The following is an 18,009-nucleotide window of genomic DNA, read 5'->3' as shown; positions in this document are numbered from 1 at the left end:
GCATGCTTCCGCCCATGACGTCACCGTCTCCATCCCAGTCCAGCGCGTGGCGCGCCCTCGAGACCCACGCGCGCGCCGAGGCCCCGCACGCACGCGCCCTGTTCGAGGCGGACCCAGAGCGCTTCGCGCGCATGCACGTCGAGCTGGACGGGCTGCTGTTCGACTACTCGAAGCACGCGGTGACCCAAGAGACGCTGGACCTGCTCATGGACCTGGCTCGTGAGCGTGGCGTACCGGAGGCGCGCGCGGCCATGTTGCGCGGTGACGCCATCAACGTGACGGAGCGGCGTGCGGTGCTGCACACGGCGTTGCGCGCCGGGCGCGACGAGGGGCTGGTGGTGGACGGGGAGGCGGTCCATCCGTTGGTGCAGGCGCAGCTGGGCAAGATGCGGGCGCTGAGCGAGAGGCTCGGGCGAGGCGAGCTGCGTGGGCACCACGGCGATCCGATCACGGACATCGTGAACATCGGCATCGGGGGCTCCGACCTCGGCCCCGTGATGGTCAGCGAGGCGCTGCGTCCCTACTGGCGTCAGGGCCTGCGGGCCCACTTCGTGAGCAACATCGACGGCGCTGACCTCGCCCACACGCTCTCGCGGGTGACGGCGCGCTCGACGCTGTTCCTGGTCGCGTCCAAGACTTTCACCACCGACGAGACGCTCACCAACGCCCACAGCGCGCGCGCGTGGTTGTTGCGCGAGCTCGGCGCGGGGCAGGAGGTGGTGGCCAAGCACTTCGTCGCGCTCTCGACGAACGCGCGTGGCGTGACGGACTTCGGCATCGACCCGGAGAACATGCTCGAGTTCTGGGACTGGGTGGGGGGACGCTACTCGCTGTGGAGCGCCATCGGCACCTCCCTCGCGTGCGTGCTCGGGATGGACCACTTCGAGGCGCTGTTGGCGGGGGCGGCCGACGTGGACGCGCACTTCCGCGACGCGCCCCTGGGCGAGAACATCCCCGTGCTGATGGCGCTGCTGGGCGTGTTCCACCACACGTTCCGTGGGGCCGCCACGCACGCGGTGCTGCCCTACGACCAGCACCTGCACCGCTTCCCGGCGTACCTCCAGCAAGCCGACATGGAGAGCAATGGCAAGCGGGTGCGCCGCTCCGGAGAGGACGTCCAGGGCTACGACACCGGCCCCGTGGTGTGGGGGGAGCCGGGCACGAACGGACAGCACGCCTTCTATCAGCTGCTGCATCAGGGCACGCGCGTCGTCCCAGCGGACTTCTTGGTCGCCGCGCGCAGCCACTACCCGCTCGGGCAGCACCACGACAAGCTGGTGGCCAACTGCCTGGCCCAGACGGAAGCGTTGATGCGCGGGCGCACGCTGGAGGAGGCCGAGGTGGAGCTGCTGGCGTCGGGGATGACCGCCGACGAGGCCTCGCGCCTCGCGCCACACAAGGTCTTCCCTGGGAGCCGACCCACGTCCACGTTCATGTACCCCACGCTGGACCCGCGCACCCTCGGCCGCCTCATCGCGCTCTACGAGCACAAGATCTTCGTGCAGGGTGTGGTCTGGGACGTGAACAGCTACGACCAGATGGGGGTCGAGCTGGGGAAGCAGCTCGCCAAAGCCATCTTGCCAGAGCTCGAGGGAGCGGCGCAGGGTGCGCACGACGCGTCGACGGCGGCGCTCATCGCCCGCTACCAGCAGCTGCGGCAACGCTGATGGTGCGCCGCGTCGCGCAGGCCCCCCTGCGCGCCATGATGATGCGCAGGCCCCGTGCGCGCCATGCTGATGCGCGGGCCCCCACGCCACGAGGACGCGCGGGGGCGTGGGCGCGCCGCGAGGACGCGCACGCCCGCGTGACCGTGCGCCGCAGCGTTACAGCACGTCGATGTAGGCCGCGAGCGAGAGCTTCACCATCCAGGTGTCCGGCGACCCATGGTCGCCGCCGCCGGGGGCGCTGTGGACCAAGTTGGGGAAGCCGAACTCCAGGTTGATGTCGGCCAGGATGTCCGCGACGGTGAGCGAGTACCCCCCACCGAAGAAGAGCGGCATGAACATCTGGTCGCCGTCCATGTCGAGCACGCCGAAGCCGGTGGAGAGGCGGAAGTGCAGCGCCTCGGTGGGGTTGAACGTGAACAGCGCGGGCAGGAACAGGTTCGCTTGCGCGTCGTTGGCTTGCACCTCGAACGTCACGCCGGTGTCGAACATGAAGCCCCCGAAGCGCAAGCGCACCGGGAGCGACGCGCGGAACGCGTGGCGCTTGGGGCCGTGTTCGTGCGTGCGGATGTACATCTCGACGTCGGCCGCGATGGCGACATGCTCGGTGGTGAGGAACTGGTAGCGCGCGTAGATGGGCAGCGCGATGAAGTGCACGTGGTCGCCATCCCAGAAGAGGGGCAGCACACCGCCGCCAACGCGCGGCCAGAACCACTCGCGGTTCAGGCTGATCCCGAACTCGAGGTTCTCGACGAGGGAGATGCCGCCGCCGAGGTCGTGCGCGAAGAACTCCCCGTTGGGCGCGTTGCCGTTCTGGTCTCCGAACGACAGGGCCAGGTCGCCGCGGACGTAGCCCTCCGGGAGCACCAGCTCGCGCTGGGTGCGCTGGGTGGGCATGGCGCTGGCCGAGGTCGGTGGCGCTTCCTCGGCAGGGGCGTAGACCTGAGCCTCGGCGCGTCCGGCCAGGGTGAGCAGGGCCACGGTCAGCAGCGGGAGTGCGTGGGTTCGTTTCATGGGTGTTCCTCCGGAGGTGGGCGCCCGTGGCCCTCCCTGAACAGGGGTGTACAGCGATTCCAGCCTCACCATACCCCGATTCAGTGAGCTGGGCGACGAAACGTGGCCGCGCGGTGGCGTGGGGGAAGCGCACCTTGCGGGGCCCCGCGCTCTCTCCTAGAGACGTCGTGGCACACGCCATCGCGTCACCGCCCGCCCCTGGAGGATCCCGTGAGCATCTACGACCACGACGTTGAGACCCTGAGCGGAGAACCCACGTCGCTCCGCAAGTACGAAGGCGATGTCCTGCTGATCGTCAACACCGCCAGCAAGTGTGGGTTCACGCCGCAGTACGAGGGCCTCGAGGCGCTGCACAAGAAGTACGGCGAGCGCGGGCTGCGCGTGCTGGGCTTCCCCTGCAATCAGTTCGGCGCGCAGGAGCCGGGCGGCGCCGAGCAGATTGGGGCCTTCTGTCAGAAGAACTACGGCGTGTCGTTCCCCATGCACGCCAAGATCAACGTGAACGGCGCAGACGCCCACGGGCTGTTCCGCGAGCTGAAGCGCGCTGCCCCCGGGGTGCTGGGCACCGAGGCCATCAAGTGGAACTTCACCAAGTTCCTCGTGGACCGCAGCGGCAAGGTGGTCGCGCGCTACGGGAGCCGCACGCCGCCCGCCGACCTCGAGCGCGACATCGAGCGCCTGCTCTGAGCCTGCGCCGCCGCCGGCCGTTCAGCGGCTACGCCGACCGCTCAGCTGGTGGGCCGTGAGCCGACCGGTCAGCCGGTGCGCGGGACGCCGACCGCTCAGCGGCTACGCCGCACGCGCATGAGGCTCTCCTGGGCGACGCTGGCCACGAGCGTCCCGTCGGCGGCGTACATGCGCCCCGTGTTGAAGCCGCGGCCGCCCTCGGCGTTCGGGCTCTTCATGCTGTAGAGCAGCCAGTCGTCGGCGCGCAGCGGCCGGTGGAACCACAGGGCGTGGTCCAGGCTGGCGATCATGAGGTTCGGGTCCAGCCAAGTGTGCCCGTGGTGCTGGATGCAGTTGTCCAGCAGCCCCATGTCGCTGGCGTAGGTGACGACGGCCTGGTGCAGCGACTGGTCGTCGGGGATGCTGCCGGCGCCGCGGAACCACAGGCGCTTGAGGCCGCGGTGGGGCTTCGGGTCCACCAGGTCGATGGGCTCCGGATCGCGGTGCTCGATGGGCCTCTCGAGGCGCAACAGAAACGGGAAGACGGGGTTCTGCGTGCGCTCGGCGTACTCGGCCAGGCGCTCGGCGTTGTTGGGGAGGGCATCGGGGGGCACCGTGTCCGGCATGCGCTCCTGGTGCGAGAGCCCGCCCTCGTTCACGTGGAACGATACGGCCATGTTGAAGATGGCCTCGCCCTCCTGGCGCGCGACGACGCGGCGCGTGGCGAAGGACTTGCCGTCGCGGATGCGGTCCACGTCGAACAGGATCGGCCCGCGCGGGTTGCCCGGGCGCAGGAAGTACCCGTGCAGCGAGTGGGCGAACTTGTCGGTCTCGTCCACGGTCCGGTAGGCGGCGATCAGGCTCTGCGCGGCGACGAGCCCTCCGAACACGCGCTGCCGCCCGTCGTTCGGGGTGTGGCCGCGGTACAGGTCGCGGTCGAGGCGGTCGAGGTCGAGGCGCGCGAGGAGGGTGTCGATGGCGTGCATGAGGGCTCCGGGTGTCCCAGAGTGTGCCCCGCGAGCCCCTCGACGCCACCCTCGGCCCAACCCCCGACCCAAGAGACCCCGCATGCCCACCAAGCGCACCGCCCTCGTCACGGGAGCCAGCTCCGGCCTCGGCGTCGAGTACGCCAAGCTCCTCGCCAACGACGGCTGCGACGTCGTCCTGGTCGCTCGCAGCGAGGACAAGCTGCGCGCCGTCGCAGCCGAGCTCGAGCAGCGCGGTGTACGCGCGCTCGTGTACCCCGCCGACCTGTCGCGGCCTGGTGCCCCGAGCGCTCTGTTCGACGCGCTCGTGCGGGATGGCGTGACGGTGGACATCCTGGTCAACAACGCCGGCCTCGGCTACGTGGGGGCGTTCCGAGAGAGCGAGCTGTCATCCGAGCTCGAGATGGTGGAGGTCAACGTGACGTCGCTCACGGCGCTGACGCACCTCTTCGTGCCGGGGATGGTCGCGCGTGGCTTCGGGCAGGTGCTGAACATCGCGTCCACCGCGGCCTTCCAAGCCGGCCCGGGGATGAGCGTGTACTTCGCGACCAAGGCCTACGTCGTGTCGTTCAGCGAGGGCATCGCGCACGAGCTACGGGGGACGGGGGTCACCGTCACGGCCCACTGCCCCGGTGCCACACACACGGGCTTCGCCGCCGTGGCGGGGGCGGGGGACACGCTGCTCTTCAAGGGCGCGGTGGCGACCGCCGACAGCGTGGCGCGCCATGGGTACGTGGCGATGCGGCGTGGCCGCGTGCTGTCCATCCATGGTTTGCTGAACCGGCTCATGTACTGGGGCGGGCTCCTCACGCCGCGCTGGCTGCTCACGCGCATCACCGCGCGGATGATGAAGTAGCGCGCGGCGAGGCATGGCTGCGAGGCCGCGTCGGTGCACCGGCCGATGCCCGAGTCCGCTCGCGTCCAGCGCCTCCCCCGTCGGTCTGCCGGGGCTGTGGGCCGCGTTGGCTGGCCGCCCGCGCTTCAGCGCTCGAACATGGCCCGGGTGCTCTGCCCGTACAGCGAGACCAGCGCGCGTCGCGGCAGCAGCGTGCGCATGAGGCGCGTGGACCACCTCCCGCGCCGGCCCGTCAGGTGCGAGGGGACGTGCCCCAGGGCGGCGAGCGCCTCCTCCGCGACCTCCTCCGGGGTCTGGATGGGGGCCACCCACGTGGCGGTGTCGCGCGGCCCCTGGCCGCGGTAGGTCGGCGTCTCGGTGCGACCAGCTTCCACCGCGAGCACGTCGACGCCGTGGGGGCGGTACTCCCACCAGAGGCCCTCCGCCAGCACGGTGTTGAAGGCCTTGGTGGCCGCGTACGTCGCGACCCAGCCCGTTCCCTGGTGTCCGGAGGCCGACGACATGAGAATGAGCCCGCCTCGTCCACGCGCACGGAGCCGCGGGAGGAACGCGTCGCACGTCGCGAGCGGTCCACGGCAGTTCACCGCCAGCGCCCGCGCCTTGTCTGCGGCTGCGTGCGTCTCGAAGGCGCCCACCAACGAGACCGCCGCCACGTACACCACGAGCCCGACGTCCAGGTCGGACACCTCGGCGAGCACCCGCGCGATGGCGTCCTCTTGCCCCAGGTCCACGGCCACGGCGCGTGCGTCCACCCCCGTGTCCTGCGCGATGGCCCTCGCCACCTCGGCCGGGCGGTCGGCGTCTCGCGCCACCACCACAGGGGCGATGCCCTCGCGGGCCAGGGTCCAGCTGAACCCGGCCCCGATGCCGTCCGTGCCGCCCAAGACGACCGCGTACGGTCCGTACTTCGCCACCATCTGCTCGCGCGCGCCCTTCATCACGCCGTGCTATGCCACATTTTTGCCGTTCCGTGCCTCGCCGGACTCCGCTATCGTCGCTGGGTGAGACTCATCGCGTCAGGGTTGTCGGACGTCGGCCGCGTCCGTGAGATGAACGAGGACACGTGGCTCGCTGCGCCCGAGCTCGGGCTCTACGTGGTCTGTGACGGGATGGGCGGCCACGCCGCGGGCGAGGTCGCGAGCCGATTGGCTGCAGAGACCGTCATCGCGGCCGTGCGCGCCCAAGCGCAGATGCTCGTCGAAGACCCGTCGCAGCAGCAATGCGATGCCCTCAGCGGGCTCCTGCGACACGCCATCGAGGCCGCCTCCGCTGCGGTGTATCGGCGCAGCGTGGAGGAGGGCAACCGCGGCATGGGCACGACGTGTACCGCGCTGTTGGTGGTCGGCGCCAAGGCCATCATGGGTCACGTCGGGGACAGCCGCTTGTACCTGTCCCGCGCCGGTCAGCTGCATCACGTCAGCCAGGACCACACCTACGTGGCCGAGGCCGTCCGGCACGGCATCATGACGCGCGAGGAGGCCATCGCGAGCGGCTACGGCAACATCGTCACGCGTGCCGTGGGCCCTCACGAGAACGTGCTGGTGGACACGCTCGTGTTCGACCTGCTGCCCCAGGACCGCCTGCTCCTGTGCAGCGACGGACTGCACGGCTACTTCCCGGACGATCTCGAGTTGGTGAAGATCCTGCGCGAGGACGCGACGGACCGCGTGGTCGAGCAGCTGGTGGGGATGGCCAACGAGCGTGGCGGCGAGGACAACATCACCGCCGTGGTCCTCCGCGTGGAGCCCCCCAAGTCGGCCCCCGCGCACGTCACGGGCCGCATGACGGAGATCTCGCAGGACTTTCACGCCCTCCGCCAGTTGATGCTCTTCTCGGACATGGACCTGCCCGAGCTCGCGCGCATCAGCAGCGCGCTCAAGAGCGCCGTCTACGACCCGGAGATGGTCATCCTCGACGAGAACGACGAGCGGTGTCGCCTCTTCATCATCGCGGAGGGCACCGTCGCCGTACGGAAGGACGGCAAGACCGTGGCCGAGCTGCGCACCGGGGCGCATTTCGGGGAGATGTCCCTGCTGAACAACTCGCGCGCGAACGCTGCCGTCGTCGCCGTGCGTTCTACGCGCGTGCTGTGCTTGGAGCGCGCCGCTTTCTTCCAGTTGGTGCAGCACGACGCAAACATCGGCGCCAAGTTTCTCTGGCGCATCGCCCAGGCGCTGAGTCAGCGCTTGGACGACGCGCTGCCGTTCATCGTAGGCCGCGAGGACAGCCGACGCACCGTCCCGATGGGGGGCCACATGCCCTCGCCCTTCGTATCTCGCAGCTGAGCCCCTCGCGAAGTCAGAACGTCACCAGGGACGGGCTGCGGGCGTAGTGGCTCACCCCGTTGCCGAGCTGTCCATCCCGCGCGTCGCCCCAGCACAGAACGCGGCCCGTTGCGGTGAGCGCGCAGCTGTGTGTGTCCCCGCAGTGGACCTCCGTCACGTCGGTGAGGCCCGTCACCACCACTGGCGCTTGGCGAGACTCGGTCGTTCCATCGCCCAGCTGTCCCAGCGACCCGAGGCCCCAACACATGACCCCTCCCTCCCGCGTCCGTGCGCACGAGTGCTGGCCGCCCACGCTCACCTGCGTGGCGCTCCCCAGCGTCTGCACCGCGACGGGCGCTGCGTACGACGCGCGAGCTCCGTTGCCGAGCTGCCCCTCGTTGCCGCGGCCCCAGCAGTATACCTGCCCGTTGGGCAGCGCAGCGCAGCCGTGCTCCCGCCCCACGGCCACGCTGGTCCACGCAGGCGGACCGACCACGCGCGACGGCGTCGGTCCCGATGCGCTCTGCCCGTCGCCTCGCTGCCCGCCGGCGCCTCGTCCCCAGCAGCCCAGTTGTCCTTCGGCGCCCATCGCGCACATGGTGTATCCACCGCCGCTGACGCTCACCGCAGGGAAGCCAAGGCTCACGGCGCTCGGCCTCGCCGAGAAGCTCTCGGTCCCGTCCCCGCGCACCCCATCGACGTTGATGCCGACGCAGCGCACCTGGCCCTCGTCGTCCACACCACACGCCGTCCCCCCGGCGACGGCCAGCTGGCGGGTGGTCGGGAGGGCGAGCGCGCGCGGGTTGCGGACGCCCGGGTCGCCGTTGGCGCTACGACCGAGGTTGGCACCCCAGCACGCGACCAGTCCGTGACCCCCCAGCGCGCACGTGTCGATGCCGCCCGTCACGACGCGCATCGCTCCAGCAACTCCGTCGACCGGCGTCGGGTGTTCGCGCACACCGAACACGTCGCGGTGGGCGCCCACCTGAACGCCCGCACGGTCGATGCCCCAGCAGTAGATCGCTCCCGCGGAGGTCGAGATGCAGCTCTGGCCACCCTCCACCGAGAGGCTGCGGACGGGCGCGGCGCCCGGAGGGAGCACGACCTCCACAGGGGTGGCGGCGAACGTAGGTGTGCGTCGCCCACACTGGTGCGCGGAGTCGTCACCCCAGCACGCGACGCCACCGTCGCGGCCACGCGCGCACACGTGCATCGCCCCGACCGCGAGCTCGACGCTCGGGCTCGAGCCTTCGATTCGCGCGGGTCGGTCGACCGGGTCGCGGCTCGCGTTGCCCGCCTCGCCCGAGAGGTTGTCGCCGCGACAGCGCGCGACGCCAGTCGCGTCGAGGGCGCACGTCGTGTTGCCACCTGCGAAGAGCGACACGCTGCCGTCGAGCGTCGTGACGTGTTGCGGGCGGGCGCGGGCGGGGTCTCGCTCACCTGCAACGGCGAACGGCTCGTAGCCCCAGCAGTAGGCCCCGCTCGCGGTGAGCGCGCAGGTGTGTTGGCGGCCGAGGGCGAGGCCCGTGACCCCGCGCGGCAGGCCACGCACAGCGCGTGCGCGCGCCGCGTTGTTGTGATTGCCCGTGCCGAGCTGCCCAGAGCTCCCGTCACCCCAACATGCGACGCCGCTCGGTGCGATGACACAGGAGTGGTAGAGGCCCGACCACAGACCCGTCGCGCCCCGGACCCCGGCGATGTCGGTGGGAGCGGTGTCCTCTCGACCGCCGCTCTGCCCGCTGCCGTTGCTGCCCCAGCAGCGGGCCACCCCGCGGGCCACGAGCGCGCAGCTGTGGTACCCCCCCACGCTGAGGCGCGTGGCGCCGCTGACGCCTTGGACTCGGGTGGCGCTGCGCACGCTCCTTGCGGCGGTGGGACCAGCGACTTGACCGTGGGAGTTGTCACCCCAGCAGAACACGTCGCCTCCCGAGGTGCGCGCACACGCGTGGGATGCCCCCGCCGCGACCTCGACCACATCCGCGACGCCCGGCACGGGCGTCGGGGCGGCTCGGGACGTGGTGCCACCGTCACCCAGCTGGCCTTCTTCGTTGCTCCCCCAGCACACAGCGTGTCCTTCGTGCACGGCGCACGTGAAGTGCATGCCGGCGGCGAGCGTGGCGGGACCCTGGGGCGCTTGCGCCTGGGCGGCCGAGGGCGTGACACACGCGTACAGCGCAGCGAGCGCCACGGCTGCGACGCCGACCGACGTGTCGGTCGCGGCGGGGCGAGCGGGGGAGGGGGGGGCATCATCGGACCTCGTCTCTCACGGGGGGGACCAGGCCGCACCACGCGCTCGCCGCTCTCTGGCGGAGAGCGCGCGCGCGGCGCGCCCTGTCACCCTACACGACGGCTGCGGGCCGCGTCAGGCCGAATCCCTCGACGTCGCGCGCACCTTTCGTGCAAGAACGCGGCTTCGGCCGTCTCACGCGGACAACCACGGGACGTCTTGCCGCGGCGCGTGGTCCCGGCCGACACGCACGCAGAGGTCCGCGCGTTCTGCCATGGTGTCCAACGCCCAACGCGAGACGCGCTCGTAGCGCTGCATGAACTCGGCCACCTGCGCGTCCGACATGCCTCGGCCTGTCCGCGCCCGCAGTCGGTGTTCCTGCGCGAGCCGTTGCGCGCACGACGTCTCGAACGAGTCCACCAAGAGCGCGAGGAGCCACCCGACGCGCTGGGTGAGCGCCGCATAGTCGTGTGCCAAGCGGTGGTTCACGCAGCGTCGAAAGCGGCCGCTCGCGTCGCGCTGCCGTTCGAGGTCGTTGCATGGGGTCGTCAGTAGCTCGGCCGGTTGCGCTGGCACGCCGAGGCACCAGCCCTCGAGCACGACCAAGTCGACTGGCGCGGGCAGCCCGTCGGGTTCGGGTGCGCGGTCGTCGGCCCCCTTGTCGAAGCGCGGCACGGGGACCGTGTGTTGGACGGCGCCATCTGACGCAGGCGCGAGCAGCGCGTCGAGCGTGCGCAGCAGCAGCGGGACGTCGTGCGTTCCGGGCGGGCCGCGAGTCTCGAACAGCGGATGCAGACGCGCTGCCACGCGCATGCGGTGCGCCTGCGTCATGTAGAAGTCGTCGAGGGAGAGGTTCGCCACCCGCAGGCCCGCGTGCTCGCGCAGGAGGGCCTCGAGGCCTGCGGCCAAGGTGGACTTGCCGCTCCCTTGAGCGCCGTAGATGCCAAGCACGCGCTCGCCCGCTGCATGGCGGTGCAGCGCGTGGCTGGCGACGGGCGCGAGCAGGCGGTGGGCGAAGCGCTCCCGGGCGGCCTCGTCGAGGCCCGTCAGCTCCGCCGCGGCGGCCTCGGCAGCGCGCAGGAGCGTGGCGTCAGCGGTGGCGTTCATCGTAGGGGCGACGGTAGCACGGTCCTGTGCGTGGACTCCCACGGCTGGCAGTTCTCGAAGGGGCTGCTGGGGGACGGCGGGCACGGTGCGTGCGCGGAGGTGCGCTCCGACCGAGCCTCCTCGTCGTTCTGGTTTGTCATCGCCCCCGCGCCCGGAGTAAGACCACGCCATGCACACCGATCGCGCTCCCCGCTCCCCTTCGTTCGACGGTGAACACCGCTCGCTCCCGCTCGTGCTGGTGCTCCTGCTCCTCTGGGCGCCCCTGTCGGCGTGCGTGAGCCAGCTGTATCCGGTGCCCCCGGCGGGTGCGTCCCCACTGACGCAGATGCCCGCGGAGGTGGACGTCGAGACGTCGACGGTCCAGCTGGTCGTGCCGGTCGACTTCCAAGAGCTGAATCGGCTGCTCAGCGAGAGTCTGCCGACGGAGATCGCGGCACTGCGCAACATCACCATCGCGTCCGGGCTGACGGGCTCGTTCCGGCTCGCGCGCTCGGGCAACAGCATCCTGCTGGCCACGCAGGGGCGCCTCCAAGTCATCATCCCGCTCACGCTCGACATCGAGGCCACCGTGAGCACGCGCGTGCTGGGCTTTCCCGTGGGGCACACGGAGCGCGCGACGACCTCCTTCGCCATCCGCATCGACACTGCCCTGACCGCGAACGAGAGCTGGGAGGCGCAGAGCGAGTCCACCATCGACTACCAAATTGCCAACGCGGACGTGGGCATCGGTCCCGCGCGCTTCGATGTGCGTCGCCTGCTGGACGGTCAGCTGCGGCCCTACGTGAACTCGCTGCGCGACATCCTGGACGAGCGACTGGGTGCGGCGCTGGACTTGCGTGGACGCATGCAGCGGCTGTGGCCGCGCGTGCTGCAGCCCATCCAGGTGCTCGACTCACCCGCGGTGTACATGCAGCTGCAGCCAGTCGAGGTGCAGTGGGTCCGCCCGCGGATGGACTCCGGGTCGTTCATGTTCGGTCTGGGCGTCGCCGCGCGTGTCCGCACATACATGGGCTCGCCCCCCACGTTGCCCGAGATCCCCCCCCTCCCAGCGCTGCGCGAGGTGACCGAGATGGGCAACGCGTTCCACCTCAGCGTGCCCATGCAGGTGCCGTTCTCCGAGCTGACCGCTCAGGCGCGCGCCGAGCTGGTGGGGAGCGAGCGCGTGCTCGACTCGGGGGCCACCATCCGCATCACGAGCGTGGAGCTGCGCGGTGCATCGGACGGACGCGTCCACATCCTGTGCGGCATCAACGCGCACAAGGGCTTCTTGCGGTCCGCCGAGGGGACGCTGCACATGCTCGGCGTGCCGCGCTACGACCCGGGCACGCGCGTGCTGCGCTTCGAGGAGGTGGCCTACGACCTCGACACGCGCAACGTGCTCCTGCGCATGGCCAACTGGGCCATGCACGACGACTTCCTCGCGGGCGTTCAGGCGGCGCTCGAGTTCAACGTCGGTGAGTCGCTCGACAGCACGCTCGCGGCCGTCAACGAGAGCGCGGCGAACCTGGTCGTCTCCGATCAGCTCACCCTGCACGTCGCGCTCGCCCGTGTGGACATCGGCCCCATCCTGGTGAGCGACGACGCCGTCGTCATCGTCGGGCTGGCGGACGGTACCGTGACCGCCGACGTCTCGCTCTTCGGGCGTCGTCTGGACCTCGTGCCCGCCGAGGGTACGGTCGCCAACTGAGTCTCTCCGTGCGCGCGCGCCCTGGAGCGCGTGGGTCCCGGGGGGGCTTGGGCGCTGGACTCGGCGCGTCGCCCTCGCCCATCCGAGTTGCTCACATCGCTGGCGCTCGACGCGTCGCAGGCATACGCTCGGCGCCATGACCAATCGCAGCCGACGCATGTCGTCGAGCGACCGACGGGCGCAGCTGATCGAGGTGGGGCGCGCGACGTTCGCGGCCCACGGGTACGACGGAACCTCCGTCGAAGAGGTCGCCAAACGCGCCAAGGTATCCAAGCCCATCGTCTACGAGCACTTCGGGGGAAAGGAAGGGCTGTACGCGGTCATCGTCGACCGCGAGATGGACTACGTGGTGCGTTGCCTGACGGATGCCATCTCGACCGGCACGCCGCGGGAGCGCGTGGAGTGCGCGTCGCTGGCGTTCCTGCGCTACGTGAAGGACCACCCGGACGGCTTCGCGGTGCTCTCCCAGGACTCGCCGCTCACGTCCAACAAGGGCACGATGAGCAGCCTCTTGAACGACATGGCCGAGCGTGTGGGCGACGTCTTCGTCAAGTCCCTCGCCGACGCGGGCTACGACCCGAAGGCAGCGCCCATCTACGCGCACGGGCTGGTGGGGATGGTCACGTTCGTCGGCAAGTGGTGGACCGAGGCACGCAAGCCCCCCATCGAGGACGTCGCCAAGCACATGGGGGCGCTCGCTTGGATGGGGCTCCGCCACCTCCCGAAGAGGCCCACCCTGCAGGGGACAGAGCGCTAGCGACGGGTGCAGGGCACCGGGCACTTGTCCGCTGGGACGGCATGTGAGGTGCAACCTGGTGGGCCGTACCAGGTCGCGATCACCTCGACGCGCCGGTCGGCGTCGGCTTCGCTCATCCCCTGTGGCGCGTCCACCTTCGCCCAGTGCGACCCGAAGCCCACCGCCTGGAGGCGCGCCGTGTCGACGCCCAGCGCCGCGAGACGGGCGATGACCCACTCGGCGCGCTCGCGACCCAGCTCGGGCGGCTCGTCCGGGCTGCTGTGCCCCGAGACGTACGCGTCTCCGCGCTCCCCGAGGGCGGCGGCGAGCGCGGGGATCTGCGAGGTCAGCCCGGCCACGCGGCCGCGCGGGAAGTAGAGCACCGGGAGCGCGGGCGCCTCGCGGATGCAGTACGACTGCGTGCACTCGCGCGCGCGGCACGCGAACTCGGACCATGCCTCGGGGGTGCCGTCCATGTCGGCGTCGTACGGTGGGCAGCCGCCTGCGACCGCCTCGCCTCGCTCCTCGACGCAGCGGTCGAGCGCGTCCGGCGTGCCGTCGCCATCCGTGTCCGGCCCCGTCGGTGTCAATGCGTGCTCGCCGCCCGTGGCGCCTGGCTCGTCTCCGCCTCCGCCTTCGACCGCGCTGCCACCACACGCGAGTGAGGGTGCGCTGATGCTGAGCGCCACCACGACCCAGAGGCCGGCGAAGCGTCGGGCGCCCGCCGCGGGGCGGTGCACCGTGGGAGCACGTGTGGCGGTGCGCACGACCAGAGCGGGAGGCGTCATGCGTACGAGGATACCGACGTTCTCAGCCGGACACGATGGGCAAGCTCCGTGCACCCTCCGTGCGCCGCGGGGCCGTGCTGTTCTCCAGCTTGAGCACGCCACGCGGGCACATGTGCGCGCACATGCCGCAGCCCACGCAGCTGGCGCGCGTGAAGCTCTCGTTGCGCTGGGCGTAGGCGCGCACGTCGATGCCCATCTCGCAGTAGGTGCTGCAGTTGCCGCACGAGATGCACATGTCGGGCTTGACCGTGATGCGGTACCGCCCGAGCTTCTGCACCAGCCCCAGCAGCGCGGCCATGGGACAGAAATTGCGGCACCAGGAGCGGGGCCCCAGCAGGGGGTAGAGCCCGGTGCCGACCACGCCCGCGAGCACCGAGCCCACCACGAAGCCGTACAACTCTTTGACCGAGAGCGGGCCGCCCGTGGCCAGCGCGTGGAGTCGAGGGTTCGACTCGCCCCAGAAGAAGTCCGCGGCGACGAGCGCCGTCGCGACCAGAGCGATGACGAGCACCGTGTGGATGGACACCTTCTCGAAGCGCCACGCGGCGCTGGACTTGCTCGTGAGGTGTCGATACGGGTCGCCGAAGGTGTTGGCCAGCCCGCCGCAGCCGCACACCCACGAGCAGTACCAGCGCTTGCCGAAGAAGTACGATAGCGCCGGCGCGGCCACCACGCTGCCGAGCACCGCGTAGACGGACAGGTACGTGGGCAGCTGCACGAGCGTCTGCGGGTAGAGGTAGTCGTACTTCAGCGGCCAGAAGTAGCTGAAGTAGAACTCGGGCCCATCAAACAGGGGCATGACGAAGGGCAGGGTGAACCCGAGCACCACCTGCACCGTGACGTTGACCGCGATGCGCACGCGGTTGTAGCGGCTGTTCCCGTGCCTCCGCAGGTAGTACGCGCCCCCCGCCAGCATGGCGACGCAGTACAGGAACCCGTAGAGGTACCAGCGGTTGCGCAGATGCAGCGCCTCGGCGACCGTCGTCAACGGCCGGCCCAGGGACGCGCTCAGCCGGTCCTCCCAGTACAGCACCGTGTAGAACCCCACGAGCGAGGCGGCGACGAGCCACGCCAGCGGCCCCCGCGCGCGGTAGCCCTCGCGGTAGGTGGAGAGGAGCCCGTTCTGTCCTTGGAGGTCCATCGGTCTTCCCTTCTCGCCCCGCGCCTAATGGGCCTGGAACTCGGGGTGTGGGCCGCGCTCCTTGGGGAGCACGAGGGGCGGCACGAGCTCCGTGTCGAACGCCGCTTCGTGGAGGTGCTCGAGGGCGTACGTGAGCGAGCGCCCCTGGTCGATGAAGCCGGCGAGCACGCTGTGGTCCCAGCGCCGGCCCAGCATGTTGAAGCCGATCACGCCCGCGTCGGTGTACACGATGCGCGTGGTGCTGCGCACGTCCGAGCGCTCCTCGAAGAACCACTCGCGCTCACCCGGCTGCTGCATGTTCACGAGCCCGACCGTCGTGTACTCGATGTCCATCAGCTTGGCGCTGTTGTACCAGGTGGGGCGCGCGTAGGTCGCGCGGGGCCCCGTGTCCCCCAGCAGGGCGCGCGCCGCCACGCGCCCTTGGTCGCGGCCCGTGTACCAGAGCTGCTCGGGGCGTTGCGCGCCGGTGACCCAGCGCACCGAGGCACAGTCGCCCGCGGCGTACACGTTCGGAACGTTCGTGCGCTGCTGCGCGTCCACGATGACGCCGCCTCCGTGGTCGAGTGCCACGCCGGACCCCGACAGCCACGCCGTGTTCGGGACGACGCCGATGGCGATCACGGCGCAGTCTGCGTCGTAGCTCCCGCGGTCGGTGACCACGCGCGCCACGTTGCCGTGGGCGTCGCCCTCCAAGCGTTCGACTTCGTGCTCGAGGTGCACGTGGACCCCATGGGCGCGCATGCGCTCCGTGATCCATCCCGCCTCGGCGGCGTCGATGGCCATCGGCCAGAACCACTCGTCGCGGATGAAGAAGCGCGGGTGCAGCCCCCTCGCGTGCGCGACCTCCACGGCCTCGATGCCGATCAGCCCACCCCCGATCACGGCGGGGGCCTGGCTCAGGGACCCCCGCGTTCGCGCAGCGACCTCACGGCGACGATACGGCGAGTCGGGGGGACACGCAGCCAGGTGCTGATCTGCGCGAGGCGGGCCACCCGCGTGGCTGGGCCCGCCGTGCAGCTCGGCCTCGTACCACTCGAGGTCCTGCAGCGTGACGAAGTGACCGACGCCACGCAGATCGCTGCCGGGCCACGGCCCGGGACGTGGGCGTGAGCCGCACGCGATGAGCAGCCGGTCGTACGAGAGGGTCTCTCCACCGAGGAGTCGCAGGCCGCTGCGTTCGACGTCGACGCCGACGGCGCGTGCACGCAGGCGCTCGAGGCCGCGGCGTGGGTACGCGTCGCGCTCGAGCGGCTCGATGTCGCGGTGGCTCATCTGCCCCGAGGCCACCCACATGAGGGCCGTACGCGAGAAGAAGTGGTCCGACTCTTCCGAGACCAGCGTCACCTTCGCGTGCGGGTCGAGCGCACGCACGGTCAGCGCCGCCTCCATGCCTGCCACCCCGTTGCCCACGATCACCACGTGCATCGCGCCATCCTATGCGCTCGTCCGTCGCGTCGTTAGCCGCACGTCCCACAATCGGTGCGACTGAATCGTCATTCACTTTTTGTGGGGCGTGGCGGGCCGAGATCAGTTACAAACCTCTCGCCGCGCCGCATCAGCACCAAGCGTCGCGGTGACCCCTTCCCCAACAGTCTCAAGCAACGACTGAGGAGTGCCCCATGACGACAGTGAACGAGTTCTTCGAGAAGGTCAGCGCCGCCGCGACCGCCAACCCCGCTGCCGCGACCGAGGCGGACGCCATCTTCCAGTTCAACATCACGGGCGCCGAAGAGGGCGTGTACGTGCTCGACCTCTCGTCGGGTCGCACCGCGGACTTCCTCAGCCGCGAGCCCAACGACGCCGCTGGCGCCAAGATCACGGTCAGCAGCGAGGATTGGCTGTCCATGCTGGACGGCTCCCTCGACCCGATGGCGGCGTTCATGGGTGGCAAGATCACCATCGACGGTGATCTCAACCTCGCCATGAACCTGCCCAAGCTCATGAAGCTCGCGCAGTGATGTCTGCGGCGCGCCCGGTCCACGGGCGCGCCTCCCTACGCGTGGCTACTTTCGCAGCCCGATGGCCCACGCGACGCCACCGAACGCGGCAGCCGCGACGAGGTAGAGCAGCGCTCGTCGGCGAGTGCGAGTGAGCGTCTGCGTGGGGTCGGCGGGGCGCTGCCGCAGCCCCTTGGCCGCGATGGCGCCTACCGAACCGACGGCGGTCGCGCCGCCCACCACTGCGACCAAGAGCCTGGCGCCGAGGGCGGCGTCGCCCCAAGTGGCGCGGTAGCGTGCGTCCGACCCGAGCATCGGCGCGACCAGCGCCAACATCAGGCCGCCGGCGAGCAGCACGCTCCAATAGGCGATCCGGGTGATGCGCTGGCGCGGCGGGGGGGCCGGTAGTGCATCCACGATGGCGTGGTGGGCAACGGTCCAAGTCGAAGCGGGACGCAGGTGACGCAGCGCCAGGGTCGCGTACGCAGCCCACGTGCCCGCGATCATCACCGCGGCAAGCGCCGACGGGGTCGCGCCTTGGCTCCACGCGGCGGATGCGCCCACGGTCAGCGGGTACAGCACCAAGAGGCCGAGCGCGGAGCGCGTCGCGGGCGTCCACAACAGCGCGACGAGCAGCAGCGGCGCGAGCAGGCCGAGCGCGTGGGGCGGTCTGACCCCAGCGGTGAGCGCGCCGGGCAGCGCGGCTGCCAGCGCGAAGGCCGTGCCGGACGCGAACACGGCGAGCCGGCGGAACGCGGCGGCCTCCATGCGGGGAGAGGCGACGGCCGGGTCAGCTACGGTGGGGGCGGGCATTTACATGATTTCTTTGAGGTTCGAACCACATCCTATATCCTCCGCCGGTGCGAGTTTGCCAGCACTGCGGTACGGCCGCCGATGAATCCGACCGATTTTGTGCGGTTTGTGGCGCTCGCCTAC

Annotated in this window: 16 protein-coding genes; 7 read left to right on the top strand and 9 right to left on the bottom strand. The window is 70.7% G+C overall.

Annotation, left to right across the window (positions count from 1 at the left end):
• Positions 1-2: 2 nt before the first annotated feature.
• A complete protein-coding gene (gene pgi / locus H6726_26155) occupies positions 3-1,667 on the top strand; it encodes a glucose-6-phosphate isomerase (GenBank protein ID MCB9661159.1) in 1,665 nt (554 codons plus the stop codon).
• A 156-nt stretch (positions 1,668-1,823) separates the two neighbouring features.
• On the opposite strand, the gene H6726_26150 is transcribed toward pgi, so the two are convergent.
• Positions 1,824-2,678 (bottom strand): hypothetical protein, encoded by an 855-nt coding sequence (locus H6726_26150; GenBank protein MCB9661158.1) that lies wholly within the window; start codon positions 2,676-2,678, stop codon positions 1,824-1,826.
• 210 nt (positions 2,679-2,888) lie between these two features.
• Here H6726_26150 and H6726_26145 point away from each other — a divergent pair, with 210 nt between their 5' ends.
• Positions 2,889-3,365: a glutathione peroxidase gene (locus H6726_26145; protein MCB9661157.1), complete on the top strand. Its 477-nt coding sequence runs from the start codon at positions 2,889-2,891 to the stop codon at positions 3,363-3,365.
• Positions 3,366-3,460: 95 nt separating this feature from the next.
• Here the strand turns inward: H6726_26145 and H6726_26140 are convergent, their stop codons facing one another.
• Positions 3,461-4,330 carry an acyl-CoA thioesterase II gene (locus H6726_26140; GenBank protein MCB9661156.1) on the bottom strand — a complete coding sequence of 290 codons (870 nt, stop codon included), beginning with the start codon at positions 4,328-4,330 and terminating at the stop codon, positions 3,461-3,463.
• An 82-nt stretch (positions 4,331-4,412) separates the two neighbouring features.
• On the opposite strand from H6726_26140, the gene H6726_26135 reads away from it, so the two are divergent.
• The gene (locus H6726_26135; GenBank protein MCB9661155.1) at positions 4,413-5,186 is read left to right on the top strand and encodes an SDR family oxidoreductase; all 774 of its coding nucleotides are present in this window, start codon (positions 4,413-4,415) and stop codon (positions 5,184-5,186) included.
• 125 nt (positions 5,187-5,311) lie between these two features.
• Here H6726_26135 and H6726_26130 read toward each other — a convergent pair whose 3' ends face one another.
• Positions 5,312-6,124: an SDR family NAD(P)-dependent oxidoreductase gene (locus H6726_26130; protein ID MCB9661154.1), complete on the bottom strand. Its 813-nt coding sequence runs from the start codon at positions 6,122-6,124 to the stop codon at positions 5,312-5,314.
• A gap of 63 nt (positions 6,125-6,187) precedes the next feature.
• On the opposite strand from H6726_26130, the gene H6726_26125 reads away from it, so the two are divergent.
• Complete coding sequence (locus H6726_26125; protein MCB9661153.1) at positions 6,188-7,471, top strand: protein phosphatase 2C domain-containing protein; 1,284 nt, start codon at positions 6,188-6,190, stop codon at positions 7,469-7,471.
• A 13-nt stretch (positions 7,472-7,484) separates the two neighbouring features.
• Here the strand turns inward: H6726_26125 and H6726_26120 are convergent, their stop codons facing one another.
• Together H6726_26120 and H6726_26115 are read right to left on the bottom strand one after the other, a co-directional pair.
• Positions 7,485-9,638, bottom strand: coding sequence for a hypothetical protein (locus tag H6726_26120; GenBank protein MCB9661152.1), 2,154 nt, complete (start codon positions 9,636-9,638; stop codon positions 7,485-7,487).
• A gap of 234 nt (positions 9,639-9,872) precedes the next feature.
• Complete coding sequence (locus H6726_26115) at positions 9,873-10,682, bottom strand: kinase (protein ID MCB9661151.1); 810 nt, start codon at positions 10,680-10,682, stop codon at positions 9,873-9,875.
• Positions 10,683-10,953: 271 nt separating this feature from the next.
• Here H6726_26115 and H6726_26110 point away from each other — a divergent pair, with 271 nt between their 5' ends.
• Positions 10,954-12,471 (top strand): DUF4403 family protein, encoded by a 1,518-nt coding sequence (locus H6726_26110; protein MCB9661150.1) that lies wholly within the window; start codon positions 10,954-10,956, stop codon positions 12,469-12,471.
• Positions 12,472-12,628: 157 nt separating this feature from the next.
• The gene (locus tag H6726_26105) at positions 12,629-13,228 is read left to right on the top strand and encodes a TetR/AcrR family transcriptional regulator (GenBank protein MCB9661149.1); all 600 of its coding nucleotides are present in this window, start codon (positions 12,629-12,631) and stop codon (positions 13,226-13,228) included.
• Here the strand turns inward: H6726_26105 and H6726_26100 are convergent.
• Genes H6726_26100 through H6726_26090 form a run of 3 tightly spaced genes read right to left on the bottom strand, consistent with a single transcriptional unit; the run spans position 13,225 to position 16,561 of the window.
• Positions 13,225-13,995, bottom strand: coding sequence for a hypothetical protein (locus H6726_26100; protein MCB9661148.1), 771 nt, complete (start codon positions 13,993-13,995; stop codon positions 13,225-13,227). The genes H6726_26105 and H6726_26100 overlap by 4 nt on opposite strands.
• 22 nt (positions 13,996-14,017) lie before the next feature.
• Positions 14,018-15,136, bottom strand: coding sequence for a 4Fe-4S binding protein (locus H6726_26095; protein ID MCB9661147.1), 1,119 nt, complete (start codon positions 15,134-15,136; stop codon positions 14,018-14,020).
• Between the two features lie 24 nt (positions 15,137-15,160).
• On the bottom strand, positions 15,161-16,561 hold the full coding sequence (locus H6726_26090; protein ID MCB9661146.1) for an FAD-dependent oxidoreductase: 1,401 nt from the start codon (positions 16,559-16,561) through the stop codon (positions 15,161-15,163).
• A gap of 194 nt (positions 16,562-16,755) precedes the next feature.
• Here H6726_26090 and H6726_26085 point away from each other — a divergent pair, with 194 nt between their 5' ends.
• Positions 16,756-17,094 carry an SCP2 sterol-binding domain-containing protein gene (locus H6726_26085; protein ID MCB9661145.1) on the top strand — a complete coding sequence of 113 codons (339 nt, stop codon included), beginning with the start codon at positions 16,756-16,758 and terminating at the stop codon, positions 17,092-17,094.
• Positions 17,095-17,139: 45 nt separating this feature from the next.
• Here H6726_26085 and H6726_26080 read toward each other — a convergent pair whose 3' ends face one another.
• Entirely contained in the window at positions 17,140-17,886 is a 747-nt protein-coding gene (locus H6726_26080) for a hypothetical protein (GenBank protein ID MCB9661144.1), read from the bottom strand.
• Between the last annotated feature and the right edge of the window lie 123 nt (positions 17,887-18,009).

It is taken from the genome of Sandaracinaceae bacterium, from assembly GCA_020633055.1.
In the GTDB taxonomy this organism is placed as follows: domain Bacteria; phylum Myxococcota_A; class Polyangia; order Polyangiales; family Houyiibacteriaceae; genus JADJJE01.
The sequence above is the reverse complement of the archived record's forward strand: the minus strand, read 5'-3'. Positions and strand labels throughout refer to the sequence as shown.